This window comes from Geomicrobium sp. JCM 19039 (assembly GCF_000698145.1).
Taxonomy (GTDB): domain Bacteria; phylum Bacillota; class Bacilli; order Bacillales; family Marinococcaceae; genus Geomicrobium_A.
Genome location: NZ_BAXB01000004.1, coordinates 62,994 through 76,905, shown reverse-complemented (window position 1 = coordinate 76,905; position 13,912 = coordinate 62,994). Strand labels below are relative to the sequence as shown.

Sequence of the window (13,912 nt, the reverse complement as noted above, 5' to 3'; positions counted from 1 at the left end):
GTTTTTTGTATGTTCGTGAGAGAGGTCACCCGAGATGACGCAGCACCACTCGCTCGCCTATTAAAGCACGTTGACGCATCGAATGTCATGCTGTTTCACCCTGGTGAGCGAAAAATAAGCCTGGAAGGATTAGAAAAGCACATTCAAAACATTCAACACACTCCGCATAGCCGCTGGTTTGTTGCAGTAGCTGCTAATGAAACACGATGTGGCTATGTATTTATCATGGGAAATGACTTACAAAGAACCCGGCACCGAGCGTCTGTCGTCATCGGTGTTGAAGAGCGGGCAAGAGGGCAAGGTGTAGGTTCACAGCTCATACATCATGCAGAGACGTGGGCAGAAAACGCCGGCGTGCACCGATTAGAGCTGACCACACTTGTCCACAATCACGCCGCCATATCCCTGTATTCATCACTCGGTTATGAACGAGAAGGCATTCGCTACGCATCCCTTTGCATTGACGACGTCTACCATGATGAAATCTATTTCTACAAACTGCTTACATAACAATCAATGAGGTGAACCGATCATGAAGATTACCCATGCCATCGTGAAAGAAGTTAGTGAAAATTTTAGCTCAGGCCTCACCGAAGCCACCCTTGGAAAACCTGATCTTACCCGCGCCCGTGAGCAACATGCCAACTACGTTCAAGCGCTTAAAGACTGCGGAGTTCAAGTAACCGTTCTACCTGCTGATGATCGTTTTCCTGATTCGACTTTTGTGGAAGACCCCGCTGTCGTGTTGCCGGATTGCGCCATTTTGACTCGACCGGGCACACCTGAGCGAATCGAAGAAACGGCTCTTATGAGAGACACGCTCACGCCGTTATTTAACACAACTGAAACGATCGTTCCCCCTGGAACACTTGAAGGCGGCGACGTGCTTCGTGTGGAAAACCATGTTTACATCGGCATATCAGATCGTACGAATGAAAAAGGCGCCACGCAGTTAATGGAGATCCTTACGCGTTTAATGTGAGTAGTTCGACCGTTCCGGTGCAGCACATTCTTCACCTTAAAACGGGCTGTACGTACATGGGAGACAACTACATGCTCGTCGCAGGGGAATTTGTCCAAGACCCAGCGTTTACAACGTTTGATCGAATCGTTGTGCCGGATGAGGAAGCGTATGCGGCCAACTGCCTACGGATCAACGATCACTTAATCATGCCAAAAGGTTATCCACAGACTCGTGAACAATTGCAAAAACTCGGCCTACCCATTATTGAACTAGACATGTCTGAGTTCGAAAAACAAGACGGAAGCCTCACTTGTTTATCACTCCGATTCTAAGAAGCGTTCAATCACCTCCCAATACGTTGGGTCTGCATGAATCGTGTTGTGCCCGTGTTCGTCAATGACGATCCATTCAGCTGTGTCTTGTGATTCGTATAAGGCACGGCTACGATCGAAGGGGACAACTTCATCGTCACCGGCAACGATCATGAGCATCGGGATGTTTACGTCGTGCAAATGCTTCTTCGTCTCAAACGAATGGCGCAACAACATATCGACCGGTAAAAACGGGAACTGCGCGGCACCTACGCTTGCTAGCCGATCAAATGGTGTCACGAAAATCGCACGGTCAACGTCTCGGTTGTCCGCCACATACGCGGCAACAGCCGTTCCTAAGCTCCTGCCCATCACCGTGATTTGTTCAGCGTTCTCGGCCACTGCATCATACACGTAGAGCGCATCCGAAAATAGTTCTTCTTCACCTGGCGTACCCTCGCTTGCACCGTAGCCCCGGTAATTCATGAGTACGACATTTCTTTCTGGCCAGCGCTCGTTCACTTCGGCCGCTTTGGTTGACACATTTTCGGCATTGCCACCGTAATAAAAGATCACGTCCTCTGTTGAATCCCCAACGAACCAACCGTGTAACAGCGTGCCATCCGGCGTTTGTACGATCATCTCTTCCACACCGACCGAATCGTCTAACCGTGCCGTTTGTGCCTCATCCACAGCGGTTGGGTGAAAAATGATCTGCTCTTGAAGAAAATATAGCAAACTGATAACGGCTAAAAATACAGCTACGATAACGACGAGTATGTTTCTGATTCTCATGTGTCCACACCCCTTAACATAATGCCAACGTATCATGAATACACTGAATAATCACGTAGTTTTCAGGAGTGGTATACAATGGATGCTACAACAGAACGAACGTATGGGTTATTTGTGCATTTGAGTGCATTTTCTGGCTTCATCATTCCGTTGGCCACACTTTTCGCTCCTCTCATTCTTTGGCTCATCAAACGTCATGAGTCTGAATATGTGGATGCGCACGGAAAAGCCGCCGTCAATTTTCAGATTTCTTATTTCATTTATGCGATCGTCTCATCTATTCTCATATTCGTATTTATTGGCTTCGTGCTCGTATTTATCGTCAGCATTGCCTGGATCGTATTCGTTATCATCGCGACCGTCAAAGCATCGAACGGCGAATTGTACAAATACCCGCTGTCTATTCCATTTATAAGATAGGCTAAGGAATGCCATTGGATATTTGTTTCCAAAGACAGCCCATTGGCAACAGATTCAAACGAAAGTGACTGATTGGAGCCAATTTGTTTCCCAAACCGACATACGAGAATAGAAAAACTTCCCGATCAAAAAGATCGGGAAGTTTTTCTTTATGAGCGAATTACTCATCATCAAACACGATGTACGTTGCTTTTACCGGTCCGTGCACGCCAACGACAAGGCTCATTTCAATATCTGCGCTGTTAGAGGGTCCGGATATGAAATTGATGCAAGACGGCAAGCGTTCACCATTTTCTACCCGTTGATGAATCTCGTAAGTCGCTTGTGTCATTCTCGGTACGAGAGAGCTTTTCGGGATAATGGCAATATACGTCTCGGGTAAGAGGCTTACCGCTCTGCCTTTCTCACTTGAACTGAACAATACGACGGTCCCAGACTCCGCAAGTGTCATGTCGCTGTACGTAATCCCGACCGTTGCCTGTTCGGCAACACGAATGTTGTCATCACTTACCGGGTTCCAAATAAATGTGTCCACGTCCAGTTGCTTCATCTGCTCTTGAAAACGATCATCTAGACCCACATCTTTAAGGCGCGGATCGTCCCACATGAGATACGACTCGGCTTGATAACGACCGAAGGTTTCCGCTACCGCTCTGGCGACACCACTTTTTTCAACTTCAATTACATCTGTATGAATGTGCTGGCACTGCTCTTTAAATACGTCTAGAAGCTCATCTGCCGTCGCATCTGCGTATACCTCCCATTGAGGGCGGTGCTTATAAACTGGGCGTTCCACGTGATCGACACGCGCTCTACCCATCTTTTCTGCAATGTTGTTCAGAAATGATGTCCGATTTTGAACCGTACCTCTACTCATCTTGACCCTCTCCTTTGCCGCGACGCATCCACCAATCGCGAAAACGGTCGCGAGAAGGCGCAGGTAGATCACGTGAACGTGTCCATTCTTTAATTAAGCTCGGTCCCGAAGATATGCGATCCCCTTTTGTCCAAGGCTTTAAGGCAAGGTGAGCATTCTTGGAAGCGAGACGATAAAGTTTCGAACGACTCACACCGGTACCAAATAGTCTCATTGACCAACGCTCAGGCATAGAGCCTAACTTTTCTTTTTCGGTAATGATTTGGCGGTGAGCAATCAAATGTTCATGCAACGGAATTTTTACTGGACAAGCTTCTGTACACGCTGCGCATAATGACGAAGCATATGGCAAGTCTTTATTGTTCTCATACCCATCGAGAAGCGGTGTAAGGACCGCGCCAATCGGCCCGTTATAAATGGACCCGTACGCATGACCACCGACGTGACGATAGACTGGGCACACGTTCACACAAGCAGCACAACGGATACAGTGCAATGCGGATTGAAATTGTGTTCCTAAGATTTTGGAGCGTCCGTTATCGACGATGACGAGGTGAAATTCTTCTGGACCGTCCACCTCGCCCTCGGTTTTCGGTCCAGTGAGACCTGTAATGTATGACGTTAGCTTTTGGCCAACGGCACTGCGACAAAGCAGACTGACCAATACGTCGAGCTCTTCCCACGTCGGAACGATCCGCTCCATCCCCATTACGGTCACTTGGGTTTTTGGCAATGCACTTACAAGTCTCGCGTTTCCTTCATTCGTCACAAGTGAAATTGAACCTGATTCTGCGACCGCAAAGTTGCAACCGGTAATGCCAAGGTCAGCATCCAAAAACTCTTGGCGAAGCTGTTCACGCGCGAAACGTGTGAGTTCATCCGGATCATCTGTTTTGCTGTACCCTTTTCGCTCTGTAAACACATCTCGAATTTGGGAGCGGTTTTTATGAAGTGCAGGCGCGACAATGTGAGAAGGTGGGTCATGATCATCAATTTGGAGAATGTACTCACCTAGGTCTGTCTCGATCACTTCTCGACCATCGGCTTCGAGAACTTCGTTTAATGAGATTTCTTCGGTGACCATCGACTTTGATTTAACAATCTTCTTCGCTTCTTTTTTCCTGGCAACTTCACGCACGTATGCATTCGCTTCTTCCGCCGTTTCTGCGAAGAATACGTGCCCACCCATTTCAGCAATGTTGTCGCTCAGCTGTTCCAGGTAATAGTCTAAATGATTGAGCGTATGTGTACGGATTTCCTCTCCGTGATCACGCCACGCTTCCCAATCTCCGAGCTGCTCTGAGGATGTATGTTTACGCTCCCGCAAACGCTCTTGCGCTGAGCGTACCGCCCCTCGCATGAACGCATCTTCCAGGCCTGTGTCAACTCGCTCGGCAAATGCATCGCTACCTACTCGTAATGGCACGGAATCGTCCTCCTCTACGTATTATTGATGATTCAAGACTTCGGTAATGTGCATTACGCGAACACCGCTTTTTTCCCGTGACAACTTCCCTCCGATGTTCATTAAACAACCCGCATCCGCTCCGATTAAAATGTCTGCATTCGTTTCTCTTACACAATCGGCTTTCTCTTGTACCATCTCTGTGGAAATCTGTGGCATTTTCACGGCAAACGTACCGCCAAACCCACAGCAATCATGCTTGTTTGGTAAGTCAATCATCTCTAACCCTTTTACGTTTTCTAGCAACTTCATCGGTGCATCTTTCACACCGAGAAGTCTCGTCATATGGCAAGACGTGTGGTACGTTGCCGTTCCTTGAAAACGCGCGCCTGTATCTTCGACTCCAAGTACATTTACAAGAAACTCCGTCACTTCAAATGTCTTTTCTGCCAACGCTTCTGCCTTTTGTTCCCACTCCTTGTCGTCGCTCAGAAGATGTGAGTATTCATGGAGCATGGCTGCACATGAGCCAGAAGGCGTGACGACGTATTCCGATTCTTGAAAGGCGGTGATGGTCTGCTTTGCCGCCTTTTTCGCATCCTTATGATAGCCGCTATTAAACGCCGGCTGACCACAACATGTTTGTGTAGCTGGGAAATCAACATCACAGTCAAATCGTTCCAACAGTTCAACTGTCGCACGACCTGCATTCGGATAGAAATGGTCCCCAAGACACGTGATAAACAAGGAAACGTTCATGCCCATTCACTCCTTTTACGTTATTGATGGAATGTATTTACCTTATTGTAATGCAAACCGTCCAGTTCTTGTTTCTTTTTTTGTCCAATGATAATCATCGCAATAATGAAAAGGGCTACCACACCGAGAATGGCTGTTCCAATTCCAGAGCCGTGAATGGCGATCATACCAAGCCCCCCTGCAAACAACAGGTAATACGCGAGCGGAATCATCATTCTTCGAATAAATGTTCCTTCTTTGCCAGAGATCCCCGCGGCAGCTGAAGCAGCGACGACGTTATGCACGCAAATGAGGTTTCCTGCAGCTCCTCCGACAGCTTGCAATGCGACAATGATGAGCGGGCTCATCATTAATTCATCCGCTACACCAAACTGAAATAGTGAAAACATCATGTTACTTACCGTGTTACTACCCGCAACGAAAGCGCCTAACGCACCAACAATTGGGGCAAATAACGGATACAAATCACCGGTGAAATTCGCGAGCCAATTTGCCATTGTGAGCGGCATACTTTCGAGCCCTGAGAGATTCACGTCAGTATTGATGAATACTTGGACGAGCGGCACTGAGAACAAGAGTGCAATAATTGCACCAGAAACCGTCTTAAATGACGTTTTCACAGCTGACCAATATTGTATAAATGATAATTGATGTAACCAGATGCAAATGATCGAAACTGCAATAAGCGTCATGCCCGGAATGTCTAAAATCACACTGCTAATTTCAATGTCTGTGCCAAATAGTGAAGAAACTGCTACTTCTGTACGAGCAACCCAGTCTTGGAATGGAAGCCAATCAACTTTTATGACAATTAAGATGAGAGCAACAAGTGCATACGGCATCCATGCTCTGAGACTTGTCATCCGCCTGAAGGGGCACGATCCATTGATAACTTCATATTGCTTAACCATTCAGGCTCCCAATACTTTCTCTCAGGGAAGTCCCAATGATGCTTTGGCATAAACAACCCTTTTCTTGCTGCAGGGATGACGATTGCAAGTCCGATGAGGCCTCCTAATAGCGCTGGGAATTCAGGCCCTAATAGATTCGCCACAAGGACGGATGGAACGGTGAATGCCACTCCTCCGAAAATCGCGAATTTCCAGATGGCCAACCCTTCTTTAAACGATCGATTTTCACCGAAGAAGAACGTGAGCATCGCCACCATAAAAAGTGGAATAAATGTACCGATGATTCCGTGGAAAATTGCCACTTGCGCACCGACATCGGTAATGAATGCGTTGTAATCCGAATATGTAGAATTTGATATAAAGTTCGTGACGATATCATTTCCTTCAAGCCCTGAACCTACACCGACAAGAATCGGCGTTCCAATCGCACCGAAAGAAACAGGTGTAGATTGCAACATGAGGGCAACCATCACCGCGGCCATCGCCGGGAAACCTACAGCAATGAGTAACGGACCGATAATTGTCGCTGGCGCCCCCCAACCGGCAGCACCTTCAAGAAACGTACCGAACAACCAACAAATGATAACGACTTGAATTCTTCTGTCCGGAGAAATTTGCGTAAATCCATTACGGATCGTCTGAACCGCTCCACTCTCTTTGAGTGTATTCAATAAAAGCAACGCGCCGAACACAATGATGGCAACTTCAAGTGCTGTAACTAGACCATTTGTAGCTGCAGCGGCGACTTGCGAACCGGGAACATCCCAAACAAATAGAGAGATGATCACAGTGACAACGAACGCGATTGGCATCGCAACTTTCGCCGGCCAACGTAAAATAACAAGAAAGAAAAATACCGTAACGATCGGCAAGATAGCAATCAAACTTAATAACCCTTCACTCATTATAAACGCTCCCTACCCCTAAGTCATCAGATGACCTTATGTCTATATGCAGACCATTATAAGTGAAACGCTTTCATAGTACAAGAAAAGGTTTTCAAAGTTTGGAAGAATAGGGCTTTGTGGCAGGGGGAATGAATGGTGTGGCTTCAGACGATCGGGGCAATATCGGTTTGTTCTTATCGTCTGGCGTGCAAAACAGCTAGTGGTTTTTAGAAGTGCTTGAAGTGTCACAACTATCCGATTGTGTGACACTTCATTTCGGAAAGCCAACATTATTAACGTCGATTGTCACTTAAGCGTCTCAAATTGTCACAAATCCAAATATATGAGGCAGTTGGTGCCATAAAGTGACCCATTTGAGGGGAGGATTGTCACAAAAAAATGTGTGAGGACCACGCAGTTAGCGTTCACACTTTGGAAAGCGTACCGGTGAGAGATTGTTTGAATCATACTTGCTTCGTCGGGAGCCGAGCATAAGCGGCTCTTGTCTTCTCTTCACCTACACAACTAGCGACTCGTTTTGTGGAATTGCCCAACCGAAGACCCTCTAGCGTCAAAGACTTACGAGACTTCGGCATGAACCACGCCGAAGGCAGTTCGGTTTCACTTCGGCACCTTAGGTGCCGATGGTAATTCGTCGTTGAGATTTATCTGGTCACACGCTTAACGTGGATCGACAGACAGACCGGAGGCCTAGCAATCATCCCCCCAAACAAAGTGCAAAAACTATCGAATAAGTTTGAGGGGTCACTGAAAAAGCGAAATTGAAACTCGCAAATCGATCGGAGGGTTCGCATTAACGAGTGGCTTAGAAAATGAAACGCTTTTTTCAGCGTTCTCGCACTTTTACTTACGGGTATTTATGAGTGGCTCGTCTGGCTATGGTAGGATTTCTTTCAATTAGGAAGCCGATTTAGCTGAAATCTTACCATTGTTTCGTCTATGGTGGGATTTTCAGTTTCTATGGTAGGATTTGCAACAACGAAACGCGGAAAAGAAAAGAAATCTTACCATAGGGAGCTCTATGGTAAGATTTTCGATCTGCGCCATGTTCGGTGCTGGAAGAGGGAAATTTAAACACGGATGCGATTGTTTTTCTTTTTATAAAAAGAAGATCCCTCATAGACGTTTGTCTTTGATGGGATTTTCGTTAATGAAGACCCCTTTTTTACAGGAATCCCCACATTGATTCAACCTGAGAACGATATTAGCCTAATTAATATATTGGCTTAGCAAACGTTCCACGCTTTGCAAGTGATCCATCATCAGTTCTCCAGCGCGAGCCACTTGTTGTTTTTCGATCGCGGTATAAATCGCCATATGCTCTTCGTGTAACTGCTCGGCTCGGACTTTTTCTGAATACAGCCAGATCCTTCTCGTTTCGAGCATCGTTTCGACGGTGAGGTCGGCGACGCTTTGCAATAGGCGCACGAGCATATCGTTTTTGGAGGCACGAGCCACATGCATATGAAACGCCCAATCTGCTTTCTCTCCAAGCTTCTCATCGTCCATATGAATGTTCATCAAATGAAGAGCTTCCTTCAGTTGTTGTAAATCCTCTTCCGTCCGCTGCTTCGCAGCGCTTGCACAGAGCCGACCTCTAATATTTTTCGTACTTCAAGCAACTCTTTAATTTCTTTCGGATTCACGAGTAACAACGAGGAGTATGGGATTTTTAAGTCAATGGACTCATACGAACGGACGAACGTGCCTTCACCGTGCCGAATATCAACGAGACCCGTCGCCCGTAGCGCACTTAACGCCTCGCGAATGGCTGAGCGCCCAACAGCGAATCGTTCGGCAAGCTTTTCTACCGATTCCAACCGATCCCCAGGTTTCAGATCCCCTTTTTCAATCGCGCCCTTTAAGGAGTCTGCCACCTCTTCATAGATCTTTTTGGAACGAACACGTTCGTACTTCATCAAGAGCCTCTCCTTCGGATACATTGTTATTCTCTTCATTGTATCAATCGAACCCCGCACGTCAACTCACACAAAAAACATGCCCCCGTTATCCAACGAGAGCATGCCTAATCTTTACTTGATTAAATTAATGCCACCGATAATGGGTAGCGACTTCTTCGTCTTCTGCGTTGCATTGACAATACCCACAACGAAAAGCGCGAGCACGAGCAACATCCCGACCGGATAAATCAACCAGCCGATCAAAGGAATATTACCAACAACATTAACGGCAATGACGAGCAACAGTAACAATAGACCTTGGTTCGCATGGTGCCGCGCAAACGCTGAATCCTTCGCAGCGAGAAGTGGCACGAAAAATAAAATGTATGCAACAATACCTAAACCCATGTTTTCTTCCGCATCACGGTCTGGACGTTTTTGGATCTCATTCATGCAATCAGCTCCTTACTCGTATTTACGATCGCGATCCGCAAAAAGTTTCAACAATGTTTTTCCCGAACGTAGCTATATATAAACAACTTAATCGAATTATGATAGACTAAACATATAAAAATGACAGACAATTCTTTCTATCCACCTGGAGGTGCCCTTGTGATTCAATTATGTGAAGTCGGACCGAGAGATGGTCTGCAAAATGAATCGAAACCCGTGTCCGCAGAACAAAAAGTCACCCTCATTCAACAAGCGATTGATGCTGGTGTGAAAAAAATCGAAGCCGTTTCTTTTGTTAATCCTCGTGTTGTGCCACAGATGGCGGATGCAGAAGAGGTGATGGAACGCCTACCAAAACGTGATGACGTTACGTATGCCGGGCTTGTATTGAGCCGTTCCGGTCTTGACCGCGCATTGGCAACGTCGGTCGACCTTTTGCACGTCGTCGTTGCGACGAGTGATACATTTAATACGAAAAACGCCCGTCGATCGGTTCAAGAAGGCGTGGATGAAATTAGCTCAGTTATTGAGGATGCTGCAACAGCGGAACGCCCTTCTACAGCGATTCTTGCTACGAGCTTCGGTTGCCCGTACGAAGGCGTGGTTGATGAAAACCGCGTCATGCGCGTTGCCGAGCGCTTTCTTGATGCAGGCGCACAAGAGATTGTTCTGGCGGACACGACCGGCATGGCAAATCCTGCGAAAGTGACGCGAATGGTGGACTTGTTTAAAGAAACATTTGGCGGGGACACGCCACTTGGTCTCCATTTTCATAATACGCGTGGGCTCGGACTCGCCAATGTCGCCGCCGGGTATGCCGCTGGTGTTACCCACTTTGATGCGGCGATTGGTGGACTTGGCGGTTGTCCATTTGCACCGAATGCGGTCGGGAACGTTGCGAGTGAAGATGTGATTCATATGTTTGAAGAGATGGGCGTGCCAACAGGCGTGGACGTTCAGAAGATGATTGACGCCGCGATTTGGTTGGAAAATGTAATGGAGAAAACATTGCCAGGCATGGTTATGAAAGCCGGACCTGCTTTCCAAGTGACAAACGCTTAACCATCATGTATACTAATGAAAATCATTCATTCAATGAGGAAGAGAGTAGCGTTGCAAGACAATGTCAGCGAGCCGGGACGGGTGAGAGCCGGTAGCGTCTGCAACGTGAACCGGACTTCTTAGAAGCCTGTCTGAACGATTAGTAGGACAGCGCCGGGTAAGATCGACCCGTTATCTCGAGTCACAACAAGAGTGGTACCGCGGACACCCCCGCCTCTTTTTAGAGAGGACGGGGGTGTTTTGTATTGAAAGGAGACATTATGGACGTAAAACAACTAACCGAAACGAAAATTGCCGAAACGCTCAACCTTCCGGTAACGACCGAACAATTTGAATACCCAAAACAGCTCGAACATGGAGACCTTGCTCTCCCGTGTTTTCGTTTCGCGAAAGCGCTAAAAACGTCACCTCACCAGATCGCCCAGTCCATTCAACAAGCATTACAAGCCGATGAGCTGTACGCGAAAATTGAGGTCGTTGGCGGATACGTGAACTTCTTCTTTCATCGCGAGAAGCTGGCGGCGAGCATTCTTCTCGCCAAACCTGTAACCCAACCGTACCAAGGGACAGTGACGATTGATATGTCCTCCCCGAACATCGCCAAACCTTTTTCAATGGGACATTTACGCTCTACAATTATTGGCGAGTCGCTCGCTCGCATGTATGAACATGTCGGCTTCCGAACGGTTAAAATTAATCATCTTGGCGATTGGGGAACACAGTTCGGTAAGCTCATCAGCGCGTATAAAACGTGGGGTGTGAAAGAAGAGATTGAAAATAATCCGATACCGGAACTGTTAACGTTGTACGTTCGTTTTCATGAGGAAGGCGATGAAAAGGCGGGCAGACGTTGGTTTAAACTGCTTGAAGATGGCGACGACGAGGCTGTTCAATTGTGGACATGGTTCAAAAGTGAATCGTTAAAAGAGTTCGAAAAAATCTATCACCGTCTCGGTGTTCGCTTCGACGCCATCACCGGGGAGTCATTTTATAATGATCTCATGGGTGCGGTTGTGGATGTACTCAAAGAGAAACGTCTACTCATTGAATCCGACGACGCCCAAGTCGTTCTTTTAGAAGATCAGAATTTACCACCGTGCCTCATCCAGAAAAACGACGGCGCTACGCTCTATGCAACGAGAGACCTTGCCGCGGCCATCTATCGAAAAGAAACGTACGCGTTCACCCAATCGTTGTATGTGGTTGGTCATGAACAATCGCTCCATTTCACACAAATAAAGGCTGTGCTCAATAAGGCTGGGTTTGATTGGCCAGACGATATGGAACACGTACCGTTTGGGCTCATTCGCTCAGAAGGTAAAAAGATGTCTACACGAAAAGGGACGGTCATTTTACTCGAAGATGTGCTCGATGAAGCGGTGGCACTCGCCAAAAAGACCATCCAAGAAAAAAATCCTGAGCTTCCGAATGCAAACGACGTTGCTGAGCAAATCGGCGTCGGTGCCATCATCTTCAATGACTTGAAAAATGATCGCATATTAGATATCGATTTTTCATTGGAGAACAGCTTGCGATTTGAAGGAGAAACCGGGCCGTACGTGCAATACACGCACGCAAGAACGTGCTCAATTCTTAAACATGGGACACCAGGCGAGCCTTCGGTGTCAAGCGACTTAGAGTGGGAAATGGTCATGTTCATCTATCGATTCGAAGAAACCGTCCGCATCGCTGTGCGTCAAAAGAATCCGTCGCTCATCGCTCGATACGTTCTCGATCTCGCCCAATCATTTAACCGCTATTACAGCCAAGTGAAGATTGTGAACGATGATGCTGGGCAAGGTTCACGCCTTCTAATCGTCGACGCTGTGCGAAGCAAGCTTCAATCTGGCTTGTACCTACTTGGCGTTACAGCGCCGACAAAAATGTAAAGGAGCCGATTTATGATTGTTCCACGATCTGATATTGCTGACGCCGAAATACAGCAGTTTTTTGAAACTCATTGGGGGAGTTCGAAGATGATCGTCTCAAGTGGTGAGTACGACTGCATAACGCTTGATGGGTACGTGTACCTCGACGGCGATGAGCAAATTCGTGGACTTATTACGTACACGTTACGTGGTCCCGCGTGCGAAATCATATCATTGGATGCCCTCGATGAAGGAATTGGAATTGGAATTGGCACCCGACTCGTTGAACGCGTAGAGCGGCGTGCCGTTGACGACCATTGTGAATACATACGTGTAATCACAACGAACGATAATACACATGCACTTTTGTTTTATCAAAAGAAAGGGTTCCGCTTTGATCGCATTGTAACAGGCGCTGTAGGTTACGCGCGCAAGCGAAAACCAACGATTCCCCTCATCGCGGGCAACGGCATTCTCATTCAAGATGAGATCATTTTACGAAAAGGCGTGGATGCTAACCCCGGCGTCCGTTAGCGCACCCCGGACCACACGGGCAAACGATACCGCTCCAGGACCGTCCCCGTGAATACAAATCGTATCTGCCTGCATCGCCACCGTACTTCCATCCGTCGCCGTCACCTGGCCTTGAACGACCATGTCAATGACTTGCTGTGCGGCGATGGTAGCGTCGGTGATGAGTGCGTCGGGTTGTTTTCGAGGGTGAGCGAGCCACTAGGCTCATATGTACGGTCGGCAAATACTTCGCTTGCTGTCTGAATGCCGACCCGCTCCCCCGCCCTTATCCACTCGCTTCCTGCGAGGCCGTATAGCACGAGGCGTGCATCCGTGTCATAAACTGCACGGGCAATGGCGTGCGCTAGCGCTTCACTTTTCGCCGCCATCGTATACAAAGCGCCGTGTGCTTTCACATGCTTCACTTCTCCCCCTTCAGCATGAGCAATGGCCATCAACGCACCAACTTGATATTGTACGAGGTCGTACGCTTCTTCGGGGCTGATGTCCATGTTTCTCCTGCCAAATCCGACGGGATCTAAAAGTCCGGGGTGCGCACCAATTTGCACACCGTTTCGTAGTGCAAGCCGAACCGTCTCCCGCATCGTTTTCGGATCTCCTGCATGATAGCCGCAAGCGATGTTGGCACTTGTCACTTCTGTCAAAATCTCCGAATCGTTTCCTAACGTATACACGCCAAAACTTTCCCCACAATCGGCATTAAAGTCAACGTGACGCAAGAGAATCACCCTTATTGTTTCTTTC

14 protein-coding genes and 2 pseudogenes are annotated in these 13,912 nt (G+C 47.5%); 7 read left to right on the top strand and 9 right to left on the bottom strand.

What is annotated here, in order from left to right; translation table 11 throughout:
• The first annotated feature begins 9 nt into the window (after positions 1 to 9).
• The 3 genes from JCM19039_RS05820 to JCM19039_RS25190 all read left to right on the top strand — a co-directional run bounded on the left by JCM19039_RS05820 (position 10) and on the right by JCM19039_RS25190 (position 1,296).
• Positions 10 to 510 (top strand): GNAT family N-acetyltransferase, encoded by a 501-nt coding sequence (locus JCM19039_RS05820; protein ID WP_042424887.1) that lies wholly within the window; start codon positions 10 to 12, stop codon positions 508 to 510.
• Positions 511 to 532: 22 nt separating this feature from the next.
• Complete coding sequence (locus tag JCM19039_RS25195; RefSeq protein ID WP_238544938.1) at positions 533 to 982, top strand: arginine deiminase family protein; 450 nt, start codon at positions 533 to 535, stop codon at positions 980 to 982.
• A gap of 71 nt (positions 983 to 1,053) precedes the next feature.
• Positions 1,054 to 1,296, top strand: a complete 243-nt coding sequence (locus JCM19039_RS25190; protein WP_238544937.1) for a hypothetical protein — start codon at positions 1,054 to 1,056, stop codon at positions 1,294 to 1,296.
• Here JCM19039_RS25190 and JCM19039_RS05810 read toward each other — a convergent pair.
• Positions 1,282 to 2,070: an alpha/beta hydrolase gene (locus tag JCM19039_RS05810; protein WP_052398549.1), complete on the bottom strand. Its 789-nt coding sequence runs from the start codon at positions 2,068 to 2,070 to the stop codon at positions 1,282 to 1,284. The genes JCM19039_RS25190 and JCM19039_RS05810 overlap by 15 nt on opposite strands.
• A gap of 78 nt (positions 2,071 to 2,148) precedes the next feature.
• On the opposite strand from JCM19039_RS05810, the gene JCM19039_RS05805 reads away from it, so the two are divergent.
• Positions 2,149 to 2,490: a DUF4870 domain-containing protein gene (locus tag JCM19039_RS05805; protein WP_042424883.1), complete on the top strand. Its 342-nt coding sequence runs from the start codon at positions 2,149 to 2,151 to the stop codon at positions 2,488 to 2,490.
• A gap of 160 nt (positions 2,491 to 2,650) precedes the next feature.
• Here the strand turns inward: JCM19039_RS05805 and JCM19039_RS05800 are convergent, their stop codons facing one another.
• From JCM19039_RS05800 to JCM19039_RS05775, 7 genes and pseudogenes are all read right to left on the bottom strand, one after another.
• On the bottom strand, positions 2,651 to 3,367 hold the full coding sequence (locus tag JCM19039_RS05800; RefSeq protein WP_042424879.1) for a lactate utilization protein C: 717 nt from the start codon (positions 3,365 to 3,367) through the stop codon (positions 2,651 to 2,653).
• Positions 3,360 to 4,793: a LutB/LldF family L-lactate oxidation iron-sulfur protein gene (locus JCM19039_RS05795; protein WP_042424877.1), complete on the bottom strand. Its 1,434-nt coding sequence runs from the start codon at positions 4,791 to 4,793 to the stop codon at positions 3,360 to 3,362. The genes JCM19039_RS05800 and JCM19039_RS05795 overlap by 8 nt, the downstream gene beginning before the upstream one ends.
• 21 nt (positions 4,794 to 4,814) lie before the next feature.
• Positions 4,815 to 5,531: a (Fe-S)-binding protein gene (locus JCM19039_RS05790; protein ID WP_042424874.1), complete on the bottom strand. Its 717-nt coding sequence runs from the start codon at positions 5,529 to 5,531 to the stop codon at positions 4,815 to 4,817.
• 20 nt (positions 5,532 to 5,551) lie between these two features.
• Entirely contained in the window at positions 5,552 to 6,394 is an 843-nt protein-coding gene (locus tag JCM19039_RS26360; protein WP_255343632.1) for an L-lactate permease, read from the bottom strand.
• A complete protein-coding gene (locus tag JCM19039_RS26355) occupies positions 6,391 to 7,347 on the bottom strand; it encodes an L-lactate permease (protein WP_255343631.1) in 957 nt (318 codons plus the stop codon). Before JCM19039_RS26355 ends, JCM19039_RS26360 begins: the two co-directional genes overlap by 4 nt.
• 1,212 nt (positions 7,348 to 8,559) lie before the next feature.
• Positions 8,560 to 9,269 (bottom strand): annotated as a pseudogene (locus JCM19039_RS27825) (FadR/GntR family transcriptional regulator).
• A 114-nt stretch (positions 9,270 to 9,383) separates the two neighbouring features.
• Entirely contained in the window at positions 9,384 to 9,704 is a 321-nt protein-coding gene (locus JCM19039_RS05775; RefSeq protein ID WP_042424872.1) for a hypothetical protein, read from the bottom strand.
• A gap of 159 nt (positions 9,705 to 9,863) precedes the next feature.
• Here JCM19039_RS05775 and JCM19039_RS05770 point away from each other — a divergent pair, with 159 nt between their 5' ends.
• The 3 genes from JCM19039_RS05770 (at position 9,864) to JCM19039_RS05760 (ending at position 13,168) form a co-directional block, all read left to right on the top strand.
• A complete protein-coding gene (locus JCM19039_RS05770) occupies positions 9,864 to 10,766 on the top strand; it encodes a hydroxymethylglutaryl-CoA lyase (protein WP_042424869.1) in 903 nt (300 codons plus the stop codon).
• Between the two features lie 260 nt (positions 10,767 to 11,026).
• The gene (gene argS / locus JCM19039_RS05765) at positions 11,027 to 12,655 is read left to right on the top strand and encodes an arginine--tRNA ligase (RefSeq protein WP_042424866.1); all 1,629 of its coding nucleotides are present in this window, start codon (positions 11,027 to 11,029) and stop codon (positions 12,653 to 12,655) included.
• A gap of 12 nt (positions 12,656 to 12,667) precedes the next feature.
• Positions 12,668 to 13,168 (top strand): N-acetyltransferase, encoded by a 501-nt coding sequence (locus JCM19039_RS05760; RefSeq protein WP_042424863.1) that lies wholly within the window; start codon positions 12,668 to 12,670, stop codon positions 13,166 to 13,168.
• Here the strand turns inward: JCM19039_RS05760 and JCM19039_RS23030 are convergent.
• Positions 13,130 to 13,887, bottom strand: a pseudogene (locus JCM19039_RS23030) (LamB/YcsF family protein). The gene JCM19039_RS05760 and the pseudogene JCM19039_RS23030 overlap by 39 nt on opposite strands.
• Positions 13,888 to 13,912 lie beyond the last annotated feature (25 nt).